Source organism: Metapseudomonas otitidis (assembly GCF_900111835.1).
Taxonomy (GTDB): Bacteria; Pseudomonadota; Gammaproteobacteria; order Pseudomonadales; family Pseudomonadaceae; genus Metapseudomonas; species Metapseudomonas otitidis.
In genome coordinates this window covers 169,842-193,006 of record NZ_FOJP01000002.1, presented here as the reverse complement: position 1 = coordinate 193,006, position 23,165 = coordinate 169,842, and the positions used below count along the sequence as shown (strand labels likewise).

19 protein-coding genes are annotated in these 23,165 nt (G+C 62.0%); 8 read left to right on the top strand and 11 right to left on the bottom strand.

Going from position 1 to position 23,165, the window contains the following annotated elements; all coding sequences use genetic code 11:
- Positions 1-49 precede the first annotated feature (49 nt).
- The 6 genes from msrA to BM198_RS03405 form a co-directional block, all read right to left on the bottom strand.
- On the bottom strand, positions 50-508 hold the full coding sequence (gene msrA, locus BM198_RS03430) for a peptide-methionine (S)-S-oxide reductase MsrA (RefSeq protein WP_074967791.1): 459 nt from the start codon (positions 506-508) through the stop codon (positions 50-52).
- Positions 505-1,428, bottom strand: a complete 924-nt coding sequence (locus tag BM198_RS03425) for a homocysteine S-methyltransferase family protein (protein WP_074967789.1) — start codon at positions 1,426-1,428, stop codon at positions 505-507. Before BM198_RS03425 ends, msrA begins: the two co-directional genes overlap by 4 nt.
- Complete coding sequence (locus BM198_RS03420) at positions 1,425-2,474, bottom strand: ABC transporter substrate-binding protein (RefSeq protein WP_074967787.1); 1,050 nt, start codon at positions 2,472-2,474, stop codon at positions 1,425-1,427. Before BM198_RS03420 ends, BM198_RS03425 begins: the two co-directional genes overlap by 4 nt.
- 8 nt (positions 2,475-2,482) lie before the next feature.
- Positions 2,483-4,537, bottom strand: a complete 2,055-nt coding sequence (locus BM198_RS03415; protein WP_074968052.1) for an ATP-binding cassette domain-containing protein — start codon at positions 4,535-4,537, stop codon at positions 2,483-2,485.
- Between the two features lie 259 nt (positions 4,538-4,796).
- Positions 4,797-5,285 carry a hypothetical protein gene (locus BM198_RS03410; RefSeq protein WP_074967785.1) on the bottom strand — a complete coding sequence of 163 codons (489 nt, stop codon included), beginning with the start codon at positions 5,283-5,285 and terminating at the stop codon, positions 4,797-4,799.
- Positions 5,286-5,358: 73 nt separating this feature from the next.
- On the bottom strand, positions 5,359-5,628 hold the full coding sequence (locus BM198_RS03405) for a helix-turn-helix domain-containing protein (RefSeq protein WP_044400503.1): 270 nt from the start codon (positions 5,626-5,628) through the stop codon (positions 5,359-5,361).
- Between the two features lie 136 nt (positions 5,629-5,764).
- On the opposite strand from BM198_RS03405, the gene BM198_RS03400 reads away from it, so the two are divergent.
- The 4 genes from BM198_RS03400 (at position 5,765) to BM198_RS29485 (ending at position 12,807) form a co-directional block, all read left to right on the top strand.
- The gene (locus BM198_RS03400) at positions 5,765-6,601 is read left to right on the top strand and encodes a helix-turn-helix domain-containing protein (protein ID WP_074967783.1); all 837 of its coding nucleotides are present in this window, start codon (positions 5,765-5,767) and stop codon (positions 6,599-6,601) included.
- Positions 6,602-6,776: 175 nt separating this feature from the next.
- The gene (locus BM198_RS03395) at positions 6,777-7,535 is read left to right on the top strand and encodes a class I SAM-dependent methyltransferase (protein WP_083422317.1); all 759 of its coding nucleotides are present in this window, start codon (positions 6,777-6,779) and stop codon (positions 7,533-7,535) included.
- A 604-nt stretch (positions 7,536-8,139) separates the two neighbouring features.
- Positions 8,140-8,637 carry a BRO-N domain-containing protein gene (locus BM198_RS03390; protein ID WP_044400494.1) on the top strand — a complete coding sequence of 166 codons (498 nt, stop codon included), beginning with the start codon at positions 8,140-8,142 and terminating at the stop codon, positions 8,635-8,637.
- A 294-nt stretch (positions 8,638-8,931) separates the two neighbouring features.
- A complete protein-coding gene (locus BM198_RS29485) occupies positions 8,932-12,807 on the top strand; it encodes a hypothetical protein (RefSeq protein ID WP_139233558.1) in 3,876 nt (1,291 codons plus the stop codon).
- 109 nt (positions 12,808-12,916) lie between these two features.
- Here BM198_RS29485 and BM198_RS03380 read toward each other — a convergent pair whose 3' ends face one another.
- Together BM198_RS03380 and BM198_RS03375 are read right to left on the bottom strand one after the other, a co-directional pair.
- The gene (locus BM198_RS03380) at positions 12,917-14,587 is read right to left on the bottom strand and encodes a DUF6119 family protein (RefSeq protein WP_083422316.1); all 1,671 of its coding nucleotides are present in this window, start codon (positions 14,585-14,587) and stop codon (positions 12,917-12,919) included.
- A gap of 234 nt (positions 14,588-14,821) precedes the next feature.
- Positions 14,822-15,238, bottom strand: coding sequence for a zinc-binding dehydrogenase (locus BM198_RS03375; protein ID WP_074967777.1), 417 nt, complete (start codon positions 15,236-15,238; stop codon positions 14,822-14,824).
- A 186-nt stretch (positions 15,239-15,424) separates the two neighbouring features.
- On the opposite strand from BM198_RS03375, the gene BM198_RS03370 reads away from it, so the two are divergent.
- The 4 genes from BM198_RS03370 (at position 15,425) to BM198_RS03355 (ending at position 19,712) form a co-directional block, all read left to right on the top strand.
- Positions 15,425-16,276, top strand: a complete 852-nt coding sequence (locus tag BM198_RS03370; RefSeq protein ID WP_074967775.1) for an AraC family transcriptional regulator — start codon at positions 15,425-15,427, stop codon at positions 16,274-16,276.
- Between the two features lie 223 nt (positions 16,277-16,499).
- Complete coding sequence (locus BM198_RS03365; protein WP_074967773.1) at positions 16,500-18,812, top strand: TonB-dependent siderophore receptor; 2,313 nt, start codon at positions 16,500-16,502, stop codon at positions 18,810-18,812.
- A gap of 65 nt (positions 18,813-18,877) precedes the next feature.
- Positions 18,878-19,324 (top strand): hypothetical protein, encoded by a 447-nt coding sequence (locus tag BM198_RS03360; protein ID WP_074968048.1) that lies wholly within the window; start codon positions 18,878-18,880, stop codon positions 19,322-19,324.
- Positions 19,311-19,712, top strand: coding sequence for a hypothetical protein (locus BM198_RS03355; RefSeq protein ID WP_074967771.1), 402 nt, complete (start codon positions 19,311-19,313; stop codon positions 19,710-19,712). Before BM198_RS03360 ends, BM198_RS03355 begins: the two co-directional genes overlap by 14 nt.
- Positions 19,713-19,877: 165 nt before the next feature.
- Here BM198_RS03355 and BM198_RS03350 read toward each other — a convergent pair whose 3' ends face one another.
- The 3 genes from BM198_RS03350 to BM198_RS03340 all read right to left on the bottom strand — a co-directional run bounded on the left by BM198_RS03350 (position 19,878) and on the right by BM198_RS03340 (position 23,134).
- The gene (locus BM198_RS03350) at positions 19,878-20,942 is read right to left on the bottom strand and encodes a 2,3-butanediol dehydrogenase (RefSeq protein WP_244165669.1); all 1,065 of its coding nucleotides are present in this window, start codon (positions 20,940-20,942) and stop codon (positions 19,878-19,880) included.
- A gap of 63 nt (positions 20,943-21,005) precedes the next feature.
- On the bottom strand, positions 21,006-22,118 hold the full coding sequence (locus BM198_RS03345) for an acetoin dehydrogenase dihydrolipoyllysine-residue acetyltransferase subunit (RefSeq protein ID WP_074967767.1): 1,113 nt from the start codon (positions 22,116-22,118) through the stop codon (positions 21,006-21,008).
- Positions 22,115-23,134 (bottom strand): alpha-ketoacid dehydrogenase subunit beta, encoded by a 1,020-nt coding sequence (locus BM198_RS03340; RefSeq protein WP_074967765.1) that lies wholly within the window; start codon positions 23,132-23,134, stop codon positions 22,115-22,117. Before BM198_RS03340 ends, BM198_RS03345 begins: the two co-directional genes overlap by 4 nt.
- Between the last annotated feature and the right edge of the window lie 31 nt (positions 23,135-23,165).

Below are 23,165 nucleotides of genomic sequence, written 5' to 3'. Positions count from 1 at the left end.
CGTGTGGATATGCAATACCCCGCGCGCCTTTGAGCGGCCTGCCTGATACTCAGGCCGCCCCGATGGAACACACCGTCAGGCCATGCTTCTCCAGATACCGTTGATGCTCCTCCTCCGCCATGTAGAAGCGCCCCAGCGGGACCGTCACGGTCGCGATCGGGCGGCTGTAGCGCCCCGAGCGGTCGAGCCGCAGGCGCGCGGCTTCTGCAGTGGCAGCCTGGTCGGTGGAGTGGGCGAAGATCGCGGAGCGGTATTTCACGCCAACGTGCTCGCCCTGGCGGTCATGCGACGTCGGGTCGTGGAGCGCCCAGAACGCGTCGAGCAGTGCCTCATAGCTGATCAGGTCGGGCACGAAATCGACCTGCACCACCTCGATCAGCGGGGCCTCCCGCCCGGCCTCCACTGCGTAGCCGACACGGCTGTCGACTACCCCTTCGAGCTTGCGGAACGCTGCTTCAGCGCCCCAGAAGCAGCCGGCACCGAAGGTGGCCTGCTGTGTTTCGGTCATGGCCTTGCTTCCTCGCTCGCCAGCAGATGCTCGTTGAGTTGGGCGATATGTTCCGGGCCGATGCCACAGCAACCGCCGACGATGGCGGCGCCCTCCCCGACCCATTTCCGTGCCCATTGCAGGTAGGACGCAGGCCCAAGGTCGGCGCGGATCTCGAGCAAGGTGTCGTTGGCCTGGGCATCCTCGCGCACCGGGGGAAAGGCATTGGCGTAGACGCCGAGGGGCAACTCGCGTGCCTGCGCCGTCAGGACCTCCCGGGCTCGGCGCAGCGCGGTTCCCATGCTTTCCGGCTGGCTGCAATTGAACAGCAACGCGCTGGCGCCAAGCTCCAACGCCAGGCGTACGGCCTGCTCCACGCTTTCCCCCGAGCGCAGCAAGGGCTCCGCAACCGGCGAATCCGGATCCTGCAAGGTGAAGGACAGCCAGAGTGGCTTGCCCTCGTCGCCCAGCGCCGCACGCACCGAACGAGCCTCCGCCAGTGAGCTCTGGGTTTCCGCCAGCCAGAAATCGACATGCGGCGCCAGGCCTGCGATCAGCTCACGGTGGATGGCCTGTGAGCGGACCGGATCGAACAGGTCCGGGCGGTAGGATCCCAGCGCAGGCGGCAGCGACCCGGCCACCTGCACCGCCCCGCCGGCCTCATCGGCGGCCGCCCGGGCCAGACGCCCGGAGAGATCCGCCAGCGCCCTCCCGGAGTGCTCGAAACGCTCCTCACCGATGTGGAATGGCACCACGGCATAGCTGTTGGTGGTAATCACCCGGGCCCCGGCGGCAATGAACGCACGGTGCACCCGGGTCACATAGTCCGGAGCCTCGAGCAGTGCCAAGGCCGACCACTCCGGTTGCCGGAACGGCGCCCCGATGCGCTTGAGTTCGCGCCCCATCCCACCATCGAGCAGGGTCAGATCGCTCTGGCTCATTGCGCAGCCACCTTATTAGCCTCGGCCGTCCCCAGCCAACGGTCGACGGTCGCCTGGTTGGCCGCCACCCACGCCTTGGCTGCCACATCCGCCGGCTGCTTCTCACGCTCGATTTTCAGGATCAGGTCGTTCAGCGAAGCCGGATCGATGCTCACGTTTTCCAGGAAGGCGGCGATTCGCGGCGCGCGCTTCTGCAAGCTGGAGGACGCCAGGACGTAGACCTTCGCATCGGGATAGGCGCAGGTGATGCTGCTCTTGTTCAGCCAATCGGGGTCGACGGTCGGGCTGATGAATTTCCAGCAGCCGTCAGCCTTGTAAAGCGGATCGCCCTTCTTGTTGTCCTGGGCATAGCCATCGAACGGCGGCTCGTCGAGCCGGCGCAGGTCGTAGGCCGAGAAGATCCAGTCCGGTGTGTAGGCGTAGAAGATCACACCGCGCTCGGCCTTGTAGGCTGCGTCGAGCTTTGCGTATGTCACCGAGGCTTCGGTGGAAATCGACTCGAAGTTGCCGTCGAACCCGAAGTCCTTGGCCTTGATCTGGCCGATGTAGGTCGACTCCCACCCCGCCGGGCCGACCAGCAGTTGGGACTTGCCACCGCCCAGCGGGGCAAACAGCTTGGCGATCTCCGGCTTCTTCAGGTCATACACCGACTTCACGCCGTACTTGTCCTGGATGTAGCCCGGAATGTAGAAGCCCTGCACGCCGACATAGGGCTGCCGGTTGGGCACCAGCGAGTGGGTGCCGCCGGTCACGTACTTGGCCCAGGCGGCGGACTGGTTCGGCAGCCAGATGTCGGTGAGCACATCCACCGAACCGTTGCCCTTGGCGGCGGCCGCGAAGAGCACCGGCAGGTCGCCGGCCAGGTAGGACACGTCGCCGTCGAGACGGCTGGAGATGATGTCGCCGAGGATGTGCTGGATGGCGATGGCGCCGGTCCAGTTCTGCTCGCCAATGACGATCTTCTCCTTGGCGAAGCTTGCCGTGGCCGGCACGAGCGCACCCAGCAAGGCAACACCGGCGAGTGTGCGGGAAAGGAATCTGCTCATGATGGGTACTACTCCTGAGTGGGGTGATGACGCTTGCGAAGGGAAGCCTGGATGATCCGGTCGGGCACCAGGGCACAGAAGACAATGGCGATGCCGGCGAGCACGCCCTCCCCGCCCTTGATGTTGCGCAGGGCGGTCATGACGTCGTAGCCCAGGCCGCCGGCGCCGATCAGCGCCGCCACGACCACCATCGACAGGCTCATCACGATGGTCTGGTTGACCCCCAGCAGCAGGGAGCCGGAGGCCAGTGGCAGCTCGACCCGGATGAGCGTTTGCCAGGGCGTCGCGCCATGGGCAACGGCGGCCTCCACGGCGGCCCTGGGTACCTCGCGGATGCCCAGGGCGGTGAGGCGAATCATCGGTGCCAGGGCAAAGATCACCGTGGCGATGACCGCCGGTGTCTTGCCGACGGAGAAGAAGGCCACCGCCGGAATCAGGTACACGAACGTCGGCAACGTCTGCATGACGTCCAGCAGCGGTGTGATCACCCGCCGCGCCAGCGGTCGCTTGGCCAGCAGGATGCCCGTGGGAATGCCGATCAGCAGCGACAGCAGCACCGATGAGCCGACCAGCGCGACGGTGGACACCGTTCGCTCCCAGAAGCCGAACAGACCGATGTAGCCCAGGGCCAGCGCCGTGGTCAGGGCCAGGGTGGCACCCGCAGAGCGCCAGGCCAGGTAGACCAGGGCCAGTGCCGGCACAGGCCAGGGTATCCAGCCCAGCGCACCCTCGATGCCCTCGATGACCGTGCGCACCGCCACGATCACCCCGACGAACGCGCTCTCGAAGGTCAGCTGCGACCAGCCGATCAGGCGGTCGATGGCGCCGGCGACCGCCAGCATGCTGTCGCGGTCGGCCGGGAACTGCAGCAAGGCGCCGGAGGCATCCGGTGTCAGGGCGCGCCAAAGCGTCAACGCCTGGCTCACCGACAACAGCACCAGGGGCAACGCCACACCCTGGGAATCACGGCCGCTGCCGTGAAGGCTGAACCAGATACTGGCGGTGCGGTTGGCCAGTAGCGCCGCCAGGGCGCCGATCAGCGACCAGCTGCCCCCCTCGCGCCACGCGCCGACGAGCCCGGCAAGGGCCATCAATTCGACCAGCAGCGCCAGCCAGAACAGGCCGTTGCGCCCGGCTTCCGCCAGGGCCACCGGCCCCAGGAGCCCCTGACGGATCCAGCGGCCAGTCGCCGGCCTCTCCAGTCCTGCCACAGGCGAGGTGCCAGGCACCGCGTGGCCGGACGACGAGGGAACCGGGTCGACATGGGGCCGCTCATCGAAGAAATCCGCCACGCCTTCGTCGGCCGGGCGTTCGAGCAGCTCTGCCGGGGTTCCGACCTGAATCAGGCGACCACCGCGCAGCACGGCGATACGGTCGGCCAGACGCAGCGCCTCCCCCGGGTCATGGGTGACCAACAGGGTCGTGATGCCGCGCTCGCGCACCAGTTGCAGGAAGCGGCCTTGCAGGTCGCGGCGAATGGTCGGGTCCAAGGCGCTGAAGGGTTCGTCCATCAGCAGGATGTCCGGCTTGGTGACCAACGCCCGGGCAAGTCCGACACGTTGCTGCATGCCACCGGACAGCTCGTGGGGAAAGTGCTCGCCCCACTCCTCGAGCCCCACCGCCTGGAGCTCCCGCTGCGCGGCCGCATGCCGCTCATTCTCCGGCTCGCCACGCAGCTCCAGAGGCAGGGCGACGTTCTCCCGCACGGTGCGATGAGGCAGCAGTCCGAAGTGTTGAAACACCATGCCGATACGCCGCGAGCGCAGCTGGCGCAGTGCCGGAAGCGTCAAGTCGCCCAGCACTTCGCCGTCGATCAGCACCTCCCCGCTGCTGGGCTCTATCAACCGGTTCACGTGGCGCAGCAAGGTCGACTTGCCGCTTCCGGAGGTGCCCATCAGGCAAAGCACCTCGCCGCGCCGTACCGCAAGGCTGACCTGCTCGACTGCGTTCTTCGGCTCCGAACGTCCGCCTTCGTAGCGCTTGGTCACCGCGCGGAACTCCAGCGCAATATCGGCAGTGGGTGCAGAACCCAGGGCAAGACCATGCCCCTCCAAGCGGACCACCGTGGAGGCATCCACCCGGTCACTGGCAATCAATGGGTATTCGTCGGCGCTCACATCGGCCCCTGGGATTCATGAGATTCCAGGTGACAGGGCAGACTTCATGCCAACCGGCCAAACCCCCGGTATTCCTGCGCCGCGCGCTGTTTCATCGCGTGCAGTATGCTGCCGAGGCAACATCGCTGTACGGCTACTGTTGGCCGGGCAACAGCACGGGAGATGGCGTTACAAGCCGAGCATGGGGCGAAGGGCGCCCTGCCTCCTACCTGGCCAAAGCCCCCTCACGCCTCCCCAACACCCCGCTCCGCAGAACAAGCCCTGGCTCCCACTCCGGCTCCCCGGCCTTGACCGTTTCCAGCACCTGCCACCTGAGCGTGTCGCCCTGCAGCGTGGCCTTGCCCTTCACGACCTCGCCCGTTCGACCGCTGGTGACAAACAGAACCGCTTCGGAGCCCGTCACGGTTCCCCGGACTTCGCCGCCATCGTTGAGCTTGCCGCAGTTGACCGTGGCGAGGTAGTGCGTCCCGAGCACCGTGTTGCCCTGCTGGGTCAGATCGAAGCCGGCGCCTCCGCACTCGGCCTGGGCGGCCTGTTGCTCGGGCGTGCGCAGGTCCAGGTACCAGCTTCCAGTGAAGGTGGGTTCGGCGAGGCAAAGGGCGGGAATGGCCTGGAGCAGCAGCAGGGCTGCGAGCAGGCGGGCCAGGCGTGGCTGGCAGCGGGAGTGAGTGGCGAGGTGCGTAAGCAGCCGCATGGCGATCCTTGTCCGTGCGCGGATGATGAAAGCCCCCGTGCAGAGGGCTTGGCAGTTGGGTTGCCCCAGTCGATCAGTGCTGTTCCAACTCCTGGCGCAATTGCTCCAGCAGTGCCTGCACCGTCAGTTCGGGGTTTGCCAGCAGGTAGCTCTTGGCCAGGATCGTCAACGGATGCACGCCCATGTTCTCCGCCAGCTCTGCCAGCTTGATGACCGAAGGGCTTTTGATGCCGCGCTCCACATCGCTGATGTAGCTCTGGCTTGCCCCCACCGATTCCTGGGAAAGATCGCTGCTGAGCCTCAACTCCTTGATGGCCTTCCCGAGGGCTTGCTTCAGTTCCATTCCACCTACTCGCAAAAAGGAACGATGAAGCCTTTCGTCTGGCCATTACTCCATACTCTATAGAGTATTATTTGCCGAATGAGAGCACCTCTTACGCCCTCTAGCTCCGGGGCTCTGAAAGGGAAGTTTCCGGCCAATGCACCTGCTCCCGAACACATGGACCCGCGACATCACGCGCGTCCTCGCCCAGCCACCCGGCGAGCCTCAGCTGCAGGCCGTCACCCACTGGCTCCAGAGCCTTGCCCCGACCGACCACGTCGTACTGTTCGTCAACGAAGGCCATTACCCGCCGCAGCCTCTCTACTACGCCCTGCCGCCCGAACGGCGACGGCGCCTCATCGATGACTACAGAAGCGGCCCCTACCTGCTCGACCCCTTCTACCTCAGCAGCCTCTTCGACAAGGTCGATGGGCTCTACAGCCTGCGGGACCTGGCGCGGGAAGGCTTCGAAAGCGGCCACTACTTCCTCACCTACTACCACCGCCTGCGGCTGAGTGATCAGGTGGGCTTCTTCACCACCCCGGAGCCAGGCTGCCGAGCAGTGCTTTCGCTGATGAGGGCCACAGGCAAGGGTGCGTACGACGACGCAACGCTGCGGCTGCTGCATGTCGCCATGCCGGTCGTGGAGGACGTGGTGCGCCTGGCCTGGGCGGCAAGGAGCCAGCCACCGGCGGGTGCCCTGCGGCCGACCGAGCATGTGCGCGCGGTATTCAGCAGCTTTGGGGAGGAACTGCTGACGCGGCGGGAGCACACGATTGCCCAGCTGATGCTGCAGGGCTACTCCAGCCTGGAGATCGCCAAGCAACTGCGCATCGCCTGGAGCACCGTGAAGGTCCACCGGCGCAACCTGTACGAGAAGCTGGAAGTGGACAGCCAGGCGCAACTCTTCGGGCTTTTCATGGGCGAGTTGCTGGGCGCGGGATTGTTCAGCAGGCCAAAGCGGCGGCAACGTCGGTATCGGCGCCAGCACTGACATCGCTCCAGAGCCCTCCACCCCACACCGGAACGCTGCAATCAACCCAAGCCATTCGCACGCGCCCCACGCACGGCCGAATGGGCAGGGGCTGCACGCTGTAACAGCGATGACTTCACAGGCAGGCACGGCCCCCGAGTTGCGGTAGCATCCCGCGCTTGCCATGGAGAGTGATATGCAAAACCGATACGGACGACTCGCCTCGTGGATTTATCACCTGGATAAACCCATCGGCCATTCATTTGGAGACCTGGAGTACTACCAGCAGCGCCTGGCGGACGTTGATGGCCCGGTACTGGAGCCCGCAGTGGGCAATGGGCGGATCTTCATACCGCTGCTGGAGAGGGGCCTGGCCATCGAGGGCTTCGATGCCTCCCACGAGATGCTCGAATACTGCCGGCAGGAATGCCGGGCGCGAGGGCTGCCCGCGCCCCTCACACAGCAGACGTTCGAGCAGTTCCGCTATGACCAGCGATTCGCGGCCATCATCATGCCCGCCGGGTCATTCCAGCTGATTACCGAAACTGCCTCCGCAATGGCCGTGCTCAAGCGGTTCTGGAATCACTTGCAGCCCGGCGGGCGGTTGATCATCGATATCGACCCCATCGAGAGCATCATCGGGGAGGCACAGGCGGCACGGAGTTGGAAAGTGGATGGCAACAACCTCCTCACGCTGACCAGCCACCGGGCCGAAGTGGACTACCGCAAGCAAACCACGCTGTCCCATCTGCACTACCAGCATTGGCAAGACGGCACCTTGCAGTCCGCCGAACTGGATCTGTTCCACTTGCGCTGGTGGGGCGTCGACGAACTGGCATTCGCACTGCGCGAAGCGGGCTTTGTAGAGGTGGTGGCGTCAGGCGGCTACCAGCATGGCCGCTCCCCTTGCCAGAGCGATCCCATCATCAGCTTCGAAGCACGCCGCCCAGGTTGACGAGGCCTTGAACAAGGGCGTGGCAAAGGTGGCGCGCGGCGGATCGAAAGCGGCCACGTCCACGCCAACCGTGAAGGGCCGTGCCCCCCGGCACGTTCATCCCGAATCGAAGGGTGAACGTGCCGATCAGCCCAACCTGCAACCACACCACTGAGAGCACCCAAGGCGGTTATTCAAGCAACCGCCTCACTCGGTCAGCGGCAGATCGTGGGCTCGGCCTGACGTAACGCTTTCCGCCCCAAGACCCGCTACTTTCTCCCAGACAAGACGGCAGCCTGTCGCCGTGCCGGCCCCCTCCTCCCCTTGCCCTCGGGCTCGGCCGTCCCTATCCTGCGCCGGCCACGGTCAATCCCGTGGCCGGGTTTAGCGACCCGAAAGACATTGGCGCGATTGCGCCAGCTGGTGCATGCGAGAAACGGCGGATGTTTCTTGCAGGCATTGGCACGCATGCAGTTTTTACTGCACCGCTCTATGGCAGATCGCGTGGGGAGACCCTCGGGTCTGCCGGATTCCAATGTCTCCGGTTCGCTAACCCTGCGCGGTCTGCCACCCTTTCGTTTAGCGACGTAGGTGGCAGCTCCTTAACCGACATTGGAGCAACACCATGCATGACGCATTCACCCCCATCACCTTCCAACGCCACTGCCATCAACTGCGCGCCGTCATGATCGACAACCGCCCCTGGTTCGTCGCCCTCGACTTCGCCCTGATGATCGCCGCCACCCGGCCCTACCGCCTGACCAAACGCCTCTACCCCCACCAATTCCGCTTCGCCTTTCTCCGCTACAGCACAGGGCGCTGCGAAGAAGTGGAACTGGTCAGTGACGCCGGCCTCTACCGCGCCCTCTACCGCTTCGGCCACCCCGAACACTGCGCCCTCAGCCAATGGCTCAGCGACGAAGTGATTCCCACCCTCCACGACTACCACCGCGACCCGCAGGCCAGCCCGCGACGCATTCTCATGACCTGGGCCAACCAACGCATCGCCGCGCTGCACTGGCAAAGCGAAACCTGGATCGCCCGGCAAGACCTGCCGCGTTTCATGGCGGTGCATGACGACCCGTTGTTGGGGGATGGGCCGAGTTGGAGGCGGTTTTTCTAGGGAGGTGGAAATGGAAACGCCGCATGGGAGTGCGGCGTTTTTTGGTGGGAATGGCAGTTATCGGCCAGAAGCAGTCATCCAGGTTTCCAAGCAGTGGCACCGAAGACAACCACGTGGAGGGTTCTAACGGCCAGAGATGAATACCCGGAGGACTGTGGATTTCCCAGTTTGGTTTGCGGCCATGCTGGCCGGATGGAACCAACCCTAAACTATTTCGTCTTGCCAGTCCTTGCTGTGTCAAAAGGCCTTCAGGCTATAAGCTAAGGCCTCAGTCAGCCTGACGCTCCCCCTAAAATGCACACACTATTTCACGTAGATACTGCGGACATAAAAGCCCTGAACGACGAGCAAGCGCGCGAACTGATCGCAAGATTGTGCCGGGCTGAGATTCGAAAGTACGGTGGCTCCGAGTCGGCCGTCACCTGGGGTGGCGATCAAAGAGCAAAAGATGGAGGGGTGGACGTCAGGGTAGAGATAAATCCGCCACTGGGGATATCTGGCTATCTACCCAATGACAACACAGCTTTTCAGGTAAAGGCCGAGGTGTTCCCCCCCAGCAAGATACCTGGGGAAATGGTGCCCAATGGAGTGCTAAGACAAGCAATACGCGACCTTGCTACGACCAAAGGAAGTTACGTCATCGCCGCGACGCGAGACGATACCTCCGAATCCGCTCTCGATCTTCGACTCAATGCAATGAGAGCTTGCTTGTCGGCCAACGGCCTCGGCTCCTCGCCGCATTTTGACTTCTATGACGCAAGAAAGATCGCAGACTGGGTCGAGCAACACCCTGCGATCGCAGCATGGGTGAAACACCAGCTAGGCAAGCCACTTGTGGGTTGGCGCCCATACTCGGGCTGGGCCTACCAGGAGACGACCGTCGACTCAGAATATCTGCTTGATGATCGAGTCAAAGTGTTCACGCCTGACGCAGAGAAAGGCATTAATGTCTCGGCCACCATTGATCGCCTGCGTCTCGACCTGTCGAAGGGGGCAAGTGTACGCATTGTCGGCTTATCTGGCGTCGGCAAAACTAGATTGGTACAGGCTCTTTTCGATCCGCGTATACAGACGAACCAAGCTGCGCTGAGTGCTGATGACGTGCTGTACACGGACCTATCAGATGGGCCTTCGCCTCAACCTTCAGCGATGCTCGAAGCGCTAATTGAAGACGGAAATCACTGTGTTCTCGTCGTGGACAACTGCGGAGCCGACACTCATCAGAGGCTCACCGAGCTACTGAAAAAATCTGGCAGCAAGATAGGCTTGGTTACTGTTGAGTACGACGTTCGAGACGACTTACCAGACGCCACGAAGTGCTACCGTCTCGAAGGCTCCTCCGATGACGTAATCAAGAAGCTTCTTCAGCGTCGTTATCCAGTCCTATCGCTCAGTGATGTCGATACGATCACCGCATTCTCAGACGGTAATGCTCGCGTCGCGTTTGCGTTGGCAGCGACGGTTACGACGACTGGTGAGCTGGCGCGGTTGCGAGACTCTGACTTGTTCAAGCGCCTATTTCATCAGAAAAACGCCGAGAATGAAGATCTCCTCAGCTGCGCGGAAGCGGCCAGTATCTTGTACTCGTTCGACGGCGAGGACGATGGCCCTAGTTCAGAGCTCAACAAAATTGCCGCTGTTGCTGACGTTTCATTGATCACCCTACAGCGAAAAGTGGTTGATCTACAGCGAAGAGGTCTTGTACAGGCGCGGGGAAAATGGCGTGCTGTTTTGCCACACGCGATTGCTAATCGACTTGCAGCCCAGGCACTAGAAGCGATACCCAAATCGCAGATCGTGAGTATCTTTGTCGATACCGCGACCGACCGTGTTGCCCGGTCGTTCTCGCGGCGACTTGGTTACCTACATGAAAGCGCAAAAGCCGCCGAGCTTGTACGGGACTGGCTCTCGCCATCCGGCCGTTTGGGAGATCTAACGGCTCTCAATGACATTGGCCATGAGATTTTTCACAACATTGCGCCTGTATCTCCAAAGGTCGCCCTAGCGGCAATTGGGCGGGCTGCCAATATCCCTAGCTTTCTTTCGGACGAAAACAGACAACGTGCTCAGTATGCGCACACGTTGAAAGCCATCGCGTTCGAAGAAGAAGACTTCGAGATGGCCGCCGATATTCTTGTGAAATTCGCCTTGGCAGCCCCCCAGGAAAAGGGGCGGCACGAATCTGTGGAACTTCTGAAGTCTCTGTTTTTCTGCGTACTATCCGGGACGAATGCCCCTCCCAATCTCAGGTCAGAGTTCGTCAGAAAATTGCTTGAATCCGCCGATCCTAAGCGAGAGCAGTTGGGGCTGTTGCTGCTCGATGCCGCGCTTGAGGCAATGCACTTTACCTCTGTGAGCAGTTTCGATTTCGGAGCTCGAAAGCGGAGCGAGGGATGGGCTCCGGAATCCCGATCAGATGTTGAGTCGTGGTTTATGCCGTTCCTCCGCATGGCACGCGACATTGGTAAGCAGAAGTCCGACCTTGCTGAAAGTTGCAGATCTATTTTGGGTCGCCGCTTAAGAGGGCTTTGGCTTGGCACGAGTCTGAGGCCAGAAGTGTGTGCAGCCGTAAAAGAACTGGCTTCTGTCGTGAGCTGGCCTCAAGGTTGGTTTGGAGTCAAAAGCATCCTTCGCTATGACTCGAGCAAATGCGATGAGGCAGTTCAGAACGAGCTGCGCGAGTTGGAGAAGTTTCTCAAACCGAAGGCTATACCAGACATGATTCGAGCTCGACTTCTAGACTCGAACAATTTCGACCTAGATCTTGATGGCGATGATGCAGATCAGCTTGATAAAACAACTGGTGAGCGAATCCGCAACTCAAACCAGGCCTTGGAAGAGCTTGGGGAGGCCGCTGCCACCATTGACGGCCTAATCTTGGAGTTACTCCCGCAATTGATCTCAACCAAGTCAGGGGCCAACGCATTTCCTTTGGGGGTTGGTGTTGGAAAGAAGATTGCGGACCCGAGATGGATTTTGGATGCGGCTAAGGTACATATCGCCACTGCCACTCCCGGAACAGTAGGTGTCTTGTTCCTACGCGGATTGATCAACGGCTGGCATCATGCATCTCCCGCTTGTGCCGAGGAGTTCCTCGACAGCGCGGTGACTGATGCAATTTGGGTCAAGTGGATCATGGACCTTCATTGCATACCGCTGAACCAAGCGGCTTACGCTCGTATCCTCCAATCAATTAAGGCTGGGGCTACCCCTGCCTGGCAATACTCCTATCTCGGGATGGGGAGACAAACCGACGCATTCTCTGTTGCAGAGATTGGTGAGTTGCTTGCTGCAATAGCACTGCTGCCTGATGGTGGGGGAGTGTTTCTCGACGTTCTTTCAATGGTCGTCCACTGTGCGTCAGATCACGATGATGCGTACAAGGAGTCTCTGGCGACAACCTGCCTGAATCTTTTGCGCTCAGCCGACTGGGGACAGGTTCTTGGGGATCGCGCCAATAGCGGTTACCACATTGAGGGCGTATTGGAGTTTTCACTGAAGCGATTAGCTTCTTCCGAAGCAGCGCTGGAGGTCTTGAACGGTCTGGTTACCTTTGCGCGCACGATGGAGGGTGGTTATTCCGATAGAGATGCCGTCAAAGACGCAATTTCTCCATTCCTGAGGCACATGCCGCGACTAACTCTTGACGCGATCTATGTTCCCGGAGATGAAGGTTACTACCGTCAGATGTTGCCGGTGATTGGGCACCCTTACAATGATCGGAGGGAGACAGCCCTGAGCATAGTCCCACCGGAGGCATTGATCGATTGGTGTAATGACTCGCCGCCTGATCGTTACGTGTTCGCGGCGCGGAGCTGTAAGCTATTCGACACGCGAAGGCGAGCAAGTGAAGGGCATACCAATATCGACTCTGTGGACGATTCTGAGTTGGTTATTTCGGATGCCGCGCTGGCTGTGCTAGCTAATGCTCCTGATAAGAAGGCTGTAATCGAAGCCTATTTGAAGCGATTTACGCCTTCAGGCTGGTCCGGGTCTTTGGCCGAAATCCTGAAGAAACGGATTCCGCTTCTCGATGCTCTGAGTCTCGGTAACGAAGAACAGCTGAAACCAGTATTGGCGACAGCTAGAGCGAGCCTCGAACGAAGAATCGCAGCGGAGGAGCTTCGAGAGGACGAAGAGGAGCGCGAGCGTACTGGGAGCTTCGAATAGGCTAGCCCGACGCTCCATTGGCCGGTAACTGCTCGTCCTAACCGGCAGCTATTGGCCGGTAACTGCCTCTCGTGGCCGACTAATCCCCGCCCTAAGCATGTACCGTCCTTTACTCTCCATCACCTTCTTCAGCACCAAGTTCACCAGCCGGCTTAGCAATGATCTCCAGTGCCATTGGTATATCGAGTTGCTCCAAACGATCTGCCGCCGCCTGCAGACTCACTTTGCTAAAGAATGGGAGATCCACGCTTCCATCCTTGTAAGGCTTTCGCATTACGCCATACACAACGGTGTACTCTGATCGAGACACTTTTCCTTTGATCGCTGGCAGCAGGGCTAGAGCCCCTGCTCGACGCTGCCTGACCTCTTGGCGAAGTTTCTTTCTATATGCTTCATCCCCAATTAGCGCTTCAGCGCTGACGACTCCCTGCGACCAAAGGTGGCTGATGGGGCCAGAGGAATGGCCATCTTTCAGATGGATGAACTGCTTGGTATCTGACAAAAAATCGCAAGGCTCTATGTTCGCGTACCTCACGCCTTGAGGATTGATCTTCACTTGATCGAGGCACAACAAATCGGGCCTGGTCTCCACTAGATGAGCAATCAGATCCCTTTCGTTCTTGCAGTGAGTAGGTCCGATGATTGTGATCTTGCGGATCTGCTGGAATCGCCGCTCAACCTTCTGTTTGAAGTTGCGTTCGATGCAGTACCAATTTCCAGAAAAGAGGACGTAGCTTATTTCCTCGCCTCCTTTGCCCAAAGTGGTTTCGAACGTGAAGCATTGATAGACCTTCCATTGAGTATTGAAGACCTCAGAGGAGCCGGTCTTCGCCCGGATGTAGTGTTTTTCGCGCACCTGATTGATATCGCCTTTGAAACCGCAGCGATTAAGCTCTTCGACATAGTCCTCAATGGAGAGACTATGAAATTGAGTGCCGCCACCTCCAAACCCGTTGTAGTGCAATAGACAGCCTTCTTCGTAGTCCAGCACCTCAGGCGGAGCCATATGAAGATCGCTCTCACCACCTTGCCGGAGGATCTGCAACGCTTCAAACAGACGCTCGTCCAATGCCAGGATCGTGTCGCTGTCTCTGACAGTTTGCATGTTGTCGACCCATGCAAAATCCGCCTTGTACGTTTCGGCGTTGTACGCGGCCAAGATCTCCTCGCACTTCTCCTGAAGATCGTCTGAGCCTACCCGACAGGTAATAGACAGGCTGTCACTCCCCGCCAAGAACTTGGCAAAATTTTGATCGGTAGGTGTGCCCCCAGCGACGCGTGCTAGATCTCGGAGCATGTCCACGCCGAAGTCTTGGACGTCACTGTCACGGCTGGCCTGTACTCGTTTCTGAAAGGTAACTGCGTCGGGAGTAGCTAAGTCCAGAGACCGGATCCCATCGCGAGGTACGGAGTTCAGCGTTACTTTCAGACCGAAGTGGCGCTCGAATGCATCGTCATTCAATGCCAAGTGGATATGGCCGAAACAGATCGCCATAAGACGATTACGTATGGGGAGTATTAGAATTGCACCCGCGCCACTAGAGATGACTCGCCCCACTTCGCCATCCAAGTGCTCCTCGACAAAGGGAAGCCAAGATGGTGGGTTCGTGTAGAGCTGACCAACGAAGAGAACCGCATCGTCGATTCCCGTCCAAGCGAACTTCCGCAATGCTCCTTTTTCACTGCCAGGTACATAGGCAAGCTTCAACGCAGCATCTGGCCTCTGCGCGTCTCGTAAGAGCCGCACTGAAAGAGTTCTAGTCTTCTCTGGATTTGGCATTAGCGTCTCTCCTTGACCAGGACATGTCCTTCAGGAGAAATACTAATCAGTGCGTGGCCAATTGCCACTTTTGAAACCAGCTTAGGGAGGTCAAATCGACTCGACGCTCATAGAACCACAATGACTGCATCCGGCCGATACCTACCCATCAAAGGTCCACCTACTCCCCCTCCCTCACAAAAAAACCCGGCCTGGCGCCGGGGTCAGGCCGCAGTTCGCGGCCTCAGTCGGGGCTTATGCCGCACGCGGGGAAACAATGATCTTCACGTTGTGCTCCTTGTTGTGCACCAGCTCTTCGAAGCCCTTTTCGACGATCTGCTCCAGCTCGATGCGGCCGGTGACCAGGGGCGTGATGTCGAGGCGGCCGTCGGCGATGAAGGCGATGACGTCGGCGAATTCGCCGTTGTAGGCCAGGGCGCCGAGGACCTGTTTTTCGGTGGCCACCAGTTCGAAGAAGTTGAACGAGCTGGGCTCTTCGAAGATGCCCACCAGCACGCAGGTGCCGGCCTTGCGGATGGCGTCGATTGCGAGCTTGGCGGTGTGCTTGTTGCCGATGCATTCGAAGCTGACGTCGGCGCCCAGGTCCTGGGTGAGCGCGCGGATTCGGCGAGCTTGACGATCTCGCCGCAGAACTCGTGGCCGAGGATGCACTGGCCCTTGATGCCGGTGAGCGGGTGCGGCACTTCCACGGGGATGAACACGGGGCCGGCGACGTACTCGTGCAGGTCGGAGCCGCAGCGCAAAACAAGAGGAATGGCTAGAAGTAATTGAGCAAGTTGCCCATAGTATTTTCCGGCCAGGCCATCACCTCATCCTCCATCCAAGACCCGGTTCATCATGTCGAGCATTGCCATCACCGATCAAAGCGCCCCCAGGGACGTCGACAGCGTCTCGCGCCCCGTCATGGCACTGAGTGCAACGCTGGCCGGCAAGGACTGGGAAAATGCCACGCATCAGCACCGCAAGGCGCAACTGATCTACTCGGTACGAGGCATCCTCAACTGCGAAATCGAGGACGGTGTCTGGATCGTGCCGCCGCAGTGCGCCTTGTGGATCCCGGGAGACCTGCCCCACTCGGCTTGGGGCTCGGGGGAAGTCGAGTGTCACTGCCTGTTCATCGAGCCCGATGCTGCGCCAGATCTTCCAAGCAGCTGTTGCACGATATCGGTGTCGCCATTTCTACGGGAGTTGATGCTGAAGGCAACAACTGTTCCCGAGCTGTATGAGCCGGGCGGGCGGGAGGAGCGGCTGCTCGCCGTATTGCTCGACGAACTGGTGGCGGCTCCAGTAGAAGATTTGCATCTGCCCATGCCGTACGACCCCCGATTGCGTCGCCTCGCAGAAATGCTCCTGGCCGCCCCTGCCGACAAGACCTCGAAAGCCGCCTGGGCCAGGCGTATCGGTATGAGTGAGCGAAGCATGAGCCGTCTCCTATTGCATGAGATTGGCATGAGCTTCAGCCGCTGGCGTCGACAGCTGCATGTGACCCTCGCGCTGCAACGGATGACCAAGGGAGAAAGCGTGCAATCGGTGGCATTGGAACTGGGGTACGAAAACGCCAGCGGATTCGTCACCATGTTCCGCAAGACGGTGGGCAAGCCTCCAGCTCGCTACCTGTCGGATCGCACCAGCGGAGCAGGGGCTGCTCCGCTCCCCGGCGTCACGCACCCCGTCCCCATCTGCCTCTGAACTGGTCCTGCTGACCTGTATGGCCGCCGCACACCATGTGCCGCTCAGGCCGCCCATATCACTGGCGGAACTGCGCATTGCGCGAGTTTCTTTCTCAAAACGGTCAATGCGATGAAATCGGGAATATTTGGCCTGAGCGAATAATAGTCTGGCCTGATTTCGCCATCCTCCCCTCTCCCCTCTGTCGTTAAATGCGCCCTCTAAATACAAATGAGTATTGTTAATGCGCACTTTCACGACTGTAGAGAAGTCCCGCTGGGCTCTCGCCATGCACGTACGGCTAGCCGCCAGCTCTCGCCGCGTGGCCCCATATAGATATGGCTTGTGGGGCGCGCCACTCAGCCTGTTGGGCCCGACAGCTGCGGCGGCGATCCTCATCGGTGCTCAGGGCGCAGCCGCCGCCGAGGCAACTCAGCCAAAGGACAGGGAAGCGGGTACCGCCCACGAGGAAGTGGTCTTACCGGCGATCAGCGTGACGGACCGCATGAGCATGGCGACCACCGAGGGTACCGGCTCCTACACCACGGGAGAGACGGCAGCGGCGATACGCCTGCCGCTGTCGTTGAAGGAAACGCCCCAGGCGGTGACCGTGATTACGCGCCAGCGCATGGACGACCAGCAGCTCAATACGGTGCAGAGCGTGCTGGAGAACACCACGGGCGTCACCGCGCGCCAGGCCGATACCGAGCGCACCAGTTTTTATTCGCGTGGCCTGCTGATCAACAACCTGCAGTACGACGGCATCCCTACCGTGGTCGGCAACGCCGTCAACGGGAGCGGCATCAACGCCCTGGACACTGCGTTTTACGACCGTGTCGAGGTGGTGCGCGGCGGCTCGGCCTTGCTGACCGGAACCGGCAATCCTTCGGCCGCCATCAATCTGGTGCGTAAACGGCCGACACCTGAGTTCGCCGCGTCCGCCTCTCTCGGCGCGGGGAGCTGGGATACTCACCGAGGCATGGCGGACGTATCGACACCGCTTACTGAGGACGGCCGCATCCGCGCACGCCTGGTGGGCACCTATCAGGACGGGAACTCATACCTGGACGGTTACAAGCCCGAGCGCAAGGCGTTCTACGGCATCATCGAAGCCGACCTGACCTCCGATACCACGGTGAGCCTGGGCTACGACTACCAGGACATCACACCGAAGGGCGCCACCTGGGGCGGCTTGCCGCTATGGTTCAGCGACGGTACGCAGATCGAGTACTCCCGTTCCAAGAGCTACGGACAGAACTGGAGTCATTTCGACAATACCCTCAAGACGGCGTTTGCCGAAGTCGAGCACCGCTTCGACAACGGCTGGAAGCTCAAGGCCGTGGCCAACCAGTACCGCACCGAAAGCGAAGCCCAACTGGTCTCTTTGAGCGGTCGCCCTGATCGTGCAACGGGGCTGGGTACCTTCCCCAGCGGAGCCTTTCCGGTGGCGTTGGCGTCCGAGGGGCGCAGCCGCCAGAACACGTTCGACGTGATGGCCAGCGGTCCCTTCGAACTGCTGGGCCGCCAGCACGACCTGGTGGTAGGCGCGACGAATTCACGCCGCAAGGCCGGCCAGGACGATGTGGCGCCTTTCTTCGCAGGCTTTACGCCGGTCAACGTCTATTCCCTGAGCCCAGGCCTTGCCCGGCCCGACTTCGATTCGATACCGCGTATCCCGACCCGCACCCAGGTCAAGCAGAGCGGCGTCTACAGCGCGGCCCGCCTCTCTCTGGCCGAACCGCTGAAACTCATCGTTGGCGGACGCCTGAATTATTACCAGATCGACGACGATGCCAACGGCACGACGCTGCACTACAAGAAGAACAACGAATTCACCCCGTACGCCGGCCTGGTCTACGACATCGACGACACTTACTCGGCCTACGTCAGCTATACCGGCATCTTCAACCCGCAAACCGACTTCCGCGACACGACCGGCAACGTGCTCACCCCGTCCAAGGGCAAAACCAAGGAAGTCGGCCTCAAGGCGGCTTATCTGGAGGGACGTCTGAATGCCGCCATCGCGGTGTTCGAGACCGAGCTGGACAACGCGGCGCAGCTGATCCCCGGAGCCTTCACCCCGGGTGGAGCCAATGCCTATACCGGCACCGACGGCACCCGGTCTCGCGGTATCGAGTTCGACCTGCAGGGCGAGTTGGCCAATGGGTGGAACATCTACGCCGGTATCGCCCACTTCACCGCCGAGGATGGCGACGGTGTGCGTCTGAACGCTCAGCTGCCGCGCACCACAGCCCAGCTTTTTACCACCTACCGGCTGCCCGGCGCGTGGAACAAGCTGACCCTGGGAACGGGCGTGAAATGGCAGAGCCGCTTCTACCAGGCGCCGGGAGTCGGTACCAGCACACTGGGCGGCGAGCAGGGTGCCTATGCCCTGACCTCGGTGATGGGACGTTACGCCCTCAGCAAGGACATCGACCTGGGCCTCAACGTCAACAACCTGTTCGACAAGAAGTACGCCCTGCAGAAGGGTGACTTCGACACCGTGACCTATGGCGCCCCGCGCAACCTGATGGCCACGCTGGACTACCGGTACTGATCGCCCACGAGACGCGAGTCGCCTGCAGTGACTCGCACCTGGCCTTGCACATCGAGAACGCGCTCATGCACACCCAAAACCCGTTTCAAGCACTGGAGTTACACAACCAGAACAAGGTCACCCTGTTCTGGTTGACGACCGCCGTTGGCGCAGTGCTGTTCGTGACCTTCCAGTTGTTCTTCTACGTAAACGACTTCGTGAGGGCACATGGCTCGGCCCCGACGATCACCTTCGAGCCCGGCGTGCTGTGGGTGTTTCCCGTTTTCTACGGCTCCTGGATCGTCACGGTCCTCCTCGCCCAGATCGAAACCCGCAAAGCCAAGTGGGCTGTCCTGGTCGTCGGCAGCCTGCTCGTCGTACTCAATACCCTCGGGGGAATCAGCGATGGATTGCGCGACGGCTGGCACGTCGCCTTCTCGGCGGTTTTCTTCATCACGCTGCCCGGCGTATTCGCGATCACCGCCAGTTGGCGTCAACTCAACAGCAAAGGAACCCACCATGTCGATGAATAGCACTGACTTCCCCTTGGTCTGGATGAGTTTCGCCCAAGAGCACGGGCACGACCCCCAGGAGGACTTCGACAAGTTTGCGGCCAACCTGCAGCGCGGCGAGCCCTTCGTGCTGCTGAGCGATACACCACCCGGCGACGACCACGACCACTCACCGGAAGAAAAGAAACGCACCGCGCTCTGGATGAAGAAGCACAAGGCGCAATTACGCAGCCTGGTTCTGGCCCTGATCATGGTCGAACCCAGCGTGGCAAAACGCCTCGGCTTCAAGGCATTCGCAGGGCTGTTCGCCAAAGTCTGGGGCTACCCGCTGCTGTTTGCCGCCTCACATGAAGAGGCCATTGAAATGGCCAACGAACTGCTTCGGAAGGATGGCAGGTCATCCTGCTGAGTCGCTCCAATTTGAACTGCATCCACGCCTGGATTCAGAACCGCGTGGCAAGCTGCCACATTCCTGTGGCAGCTTCGCGCCGATAACAGCCCTTCCCCCCTCCCCCACAAAAAAACCCCGGCCTGGCGCCGGGGTCAGGCCGCAGTTCGCGGCCTCAGTCGGGGCTTATGCCGCACGCGGGGAGACGATGATCTTCACGTTGTGTTCCTTGTTGTGCACAAGTTCTTCGAAGCCCTTTTCGACGATCTGCTCCAGCTCGATTCGGCCGGTGACCAGGGGCGTGATGTCGAGGCGGCCGTCGGCGATGAAGGCGATGACGTCGGCGAATTCGCCGTTGTAGGCCAGGGCGCCGAGGACCTGTTTCTCGGTGGCCACCAGTTCGAAGAAGTTGAACGAGCTGGGCTCTTCGAAGATGCCCACCAGCACGCAGGTGCCGGCCTTGCGGATGGCGTCGATGGCGAGCTTGGCGGTGTGCTTGTTGCCGATGCATTCGAAGCTGACGTCGGCGCCCAGGCCCTGGGTGAGCGTGCGGATCTCGGCGAGCACGTCGCATTCGTTCGGGTCCAGCACGTGGCTGGCGCCCACTTCGCGGGCCTTGGCCTTGCGCGCGCTGGACATCTCCAGGGCGATGACCTGGGCGGCGCCGGCGGCCCTGGCGCACATGATGGTGCACAGGCCGATGGTGCCCGCCCCCACGACCACCACGTTGCGCCCGAGCAGGCTGCCGGCCTTCTTCACCGCGTGCATGCCCACGGCCAGCGGTTCGATCAGGGCGCCGGCCTCGGCGGGGAAGCCGGCCGGGAGCTTGTACAGCAGGTTGGCGGGGACGTTGACCCATTCGGCGAAGGCGCCGTTGTTCATCAGCCCGGTGAAGGCGAGGTTCTCGCAGATGTTGTAGAGGCCGTGGCGGCAGTAGTAGCAGGTGCCGCAGTGCTGGCAGGCGTCGGCGGCGACCACTTCGCCCGGGGCGAAGCCCTGCACGCCGTCGCCGAGCTTGACGATCTCGCCGCAGAACTCGTGGCCGAGGATGCACTGGCCCTTGATGCCGGTGAGCGGGTGCGGCGCTTCCACGGGGATGAACACGGGGCCGGCGACGTACTCGTGCAGGTCGGAGCCGCAGATGCCGCACCAGTGCACGCGGATCTGCACCCAGCCGGGGGCCGGGTCGCCGGGCAGGGGCACGTCTTCCACGCGGATGTCGTTGCGACCGTGCCACACCGCGGCACGCATGCTGTTGGGGAGGATGCTCATGGGGTTCTCCTGGGGCCCGGCGGGTGCCGGGCCCGGTGATCGTCAGTGGCATTGGAGGAAGGCCTGCAGCAGGGCGTTGACCGCGTCGGCGGCCTCCATCTGCAGCATGTGGGCCTGCCCGGGGAGGATGTGCACCTCGGCCGGCAGGCCCTCGGCGTGGTGGGCGGGGATGATGGCGTCGGCCTCGCCCCAGACCACCAACACCGGGTGCTGGCCGCTCTCCACCACGCTGCGCAGGTCGAGCCGCTGGCGGCCCGCGTCGTTGAGGGTGTCGGCGAGCTGGCGCAGGGCGGCGTCCACCCCTTCCAGGCGCTTGAAGCGGAGCATGTCTTCGAGCATCTGCCGGGTGACCAGCGCGGGGTCGGAGAACAGCTGCACCAGCTGCGGCTTGAGGGCGTTGCGGTTGCCGGCCTCGACGAAGCCCTGCAGGTAGGCGCCGTTGATCTCGGCGCCGAGCCCGGCGCTGGCCAGCAGGCTGAGGCTGCGCACCCGCTGCGGAGCCAGCCGAGCGGTGTTGAGGGCGACGGCGCCACCCATGGAGTGGCCGGCCAGGTGGGCGTGCTCGATGTCGAGGTGGTCGAGTAGTGCGAGTACGGCCTCGCTCAACTCGTCCAGGTCGCCCCGGGCCAGCTGCTTGGCGGATTCGCCGTGGCCGGGCAGGTCGAGGGCGATGACGCGGCGCTCGGCGGCCAGGGCCTCGTGGTTGAACAGCCAGTTGTTGAGGTCGCCGCCGAAGCCGTGGATCAGCACCAGCGGCACGCCGCCTTCGCCGCGCTCGAAGTAGCGCAGGGTGCGGCCGTCCAGCTCGACCTTCTGTGGGCTGGGGCCGTTGTCGGCCTCGCCGTCGCCACCGGGCACGAACTCGGCGAGGAAGCGCTCGACCACAGCGTCGATCTCCGCTTCGCTGGCCTCCCCCTCCACCACGATGCCGAGCAGCGCGCCCACCGGCAGCACCTCGTCGGGGCGCGCCACCTGGCGCCGCAGCACGCCGGAGAACGGCGCCTCGACGCTGCTGCTGATCTTGTCGGTCTCCACGTCGAGCACTTCGTCGCCCTTCTCGATGGTGTCGCCGTCCTGCTTGAGCCAGTCGGCCACGCGGCCTTCGGTCATGGAGAGGCCCCACTTGGGCATGGTCAGGGTATGGATGCGGCTCATGCGGCGTTTCTCCCTTGCAGCAGCGCCAGCACGGCGGCTTCGATTTTCGCGGCGCTGGGGATGTAGAGGTCTTCAAGGGCGTCGGAGAACGGCACCGGGGTGTGCGGGGCGGTGACCTGGCGGATCGGCCCCTTGAGGGCGTGGAAGGCCAGCTCGGCCACCAGCGCGGCGATGTCGGTGGCCAGGGAGCAGCGCGGGTTGGCTTCGTCGATGACCACCAGGTGGCCGGTCTTCTCCACGCTCTCGAGGATGCTGTCGGCGTCCATCGGGCTGGTGGTGCGCAGGTCCAGCACCTCGCAGGAGATGCCCTGGCGGGCGAGGCTGGCGGCGGCGTCCATAGCCAGATGGACCATGCGGCCGTAGGTCACCAGGGTGACGTCGTCGCCGTCGCGGAGGAAGTTGGCCTCGCCGAAGGGCACGGTGTAGAGCTCTTCCGGCACCTCGCCCTGCATGGAGTAGAGCAGCTTGTGCTCGCAGAAGATCACCGGGTCGTTGTCGCGGATGGCCTGGATCAGCAGGCCCTTGGCGTCGTACGGGGACGAGGGGCAGACCACCTTGAGCCCGGGGATGTGGGTCCACAGCGCGGTGAGCATCTGCGAGTGCTGGGCGGCGGCGCGCAGGCCGGCGCCGACCATGGTGCGGATCACCAGCGGGGTGACGGCCTTGCCGCCGAACATGTAGCGGAACTTGGCGGCCTGGTTGAGGATCTGGTCCAGGCAGCAGCCGGCGAAGTCGACGAACATCAGTTCGCACACCGGGCGCAGGCCCCGGGTGGCCGCGCCCACGGCGGCGCCGACGTAGCCGATCTCCGACAGCGGGGTGTCCAGCACGCGGCCGGGGAACTGGTGGTAGAGGCCCTTGGTGACCCCGAGCACGCCGCCCCAGGCGTCGTCCTCGCCGGGTGCGCCGGCGCCGCCGGCATTGTCCTCGCCCATGATGAAGACGCTGGGATCGCGGCGCATTTCCTGGGCCAGCGCCTCGTTGATGGCCTGCTGGTAGCTGATCTTTCTGGCCATGATGGCTCTCCTTTGATTGTTCTTCTGGCGG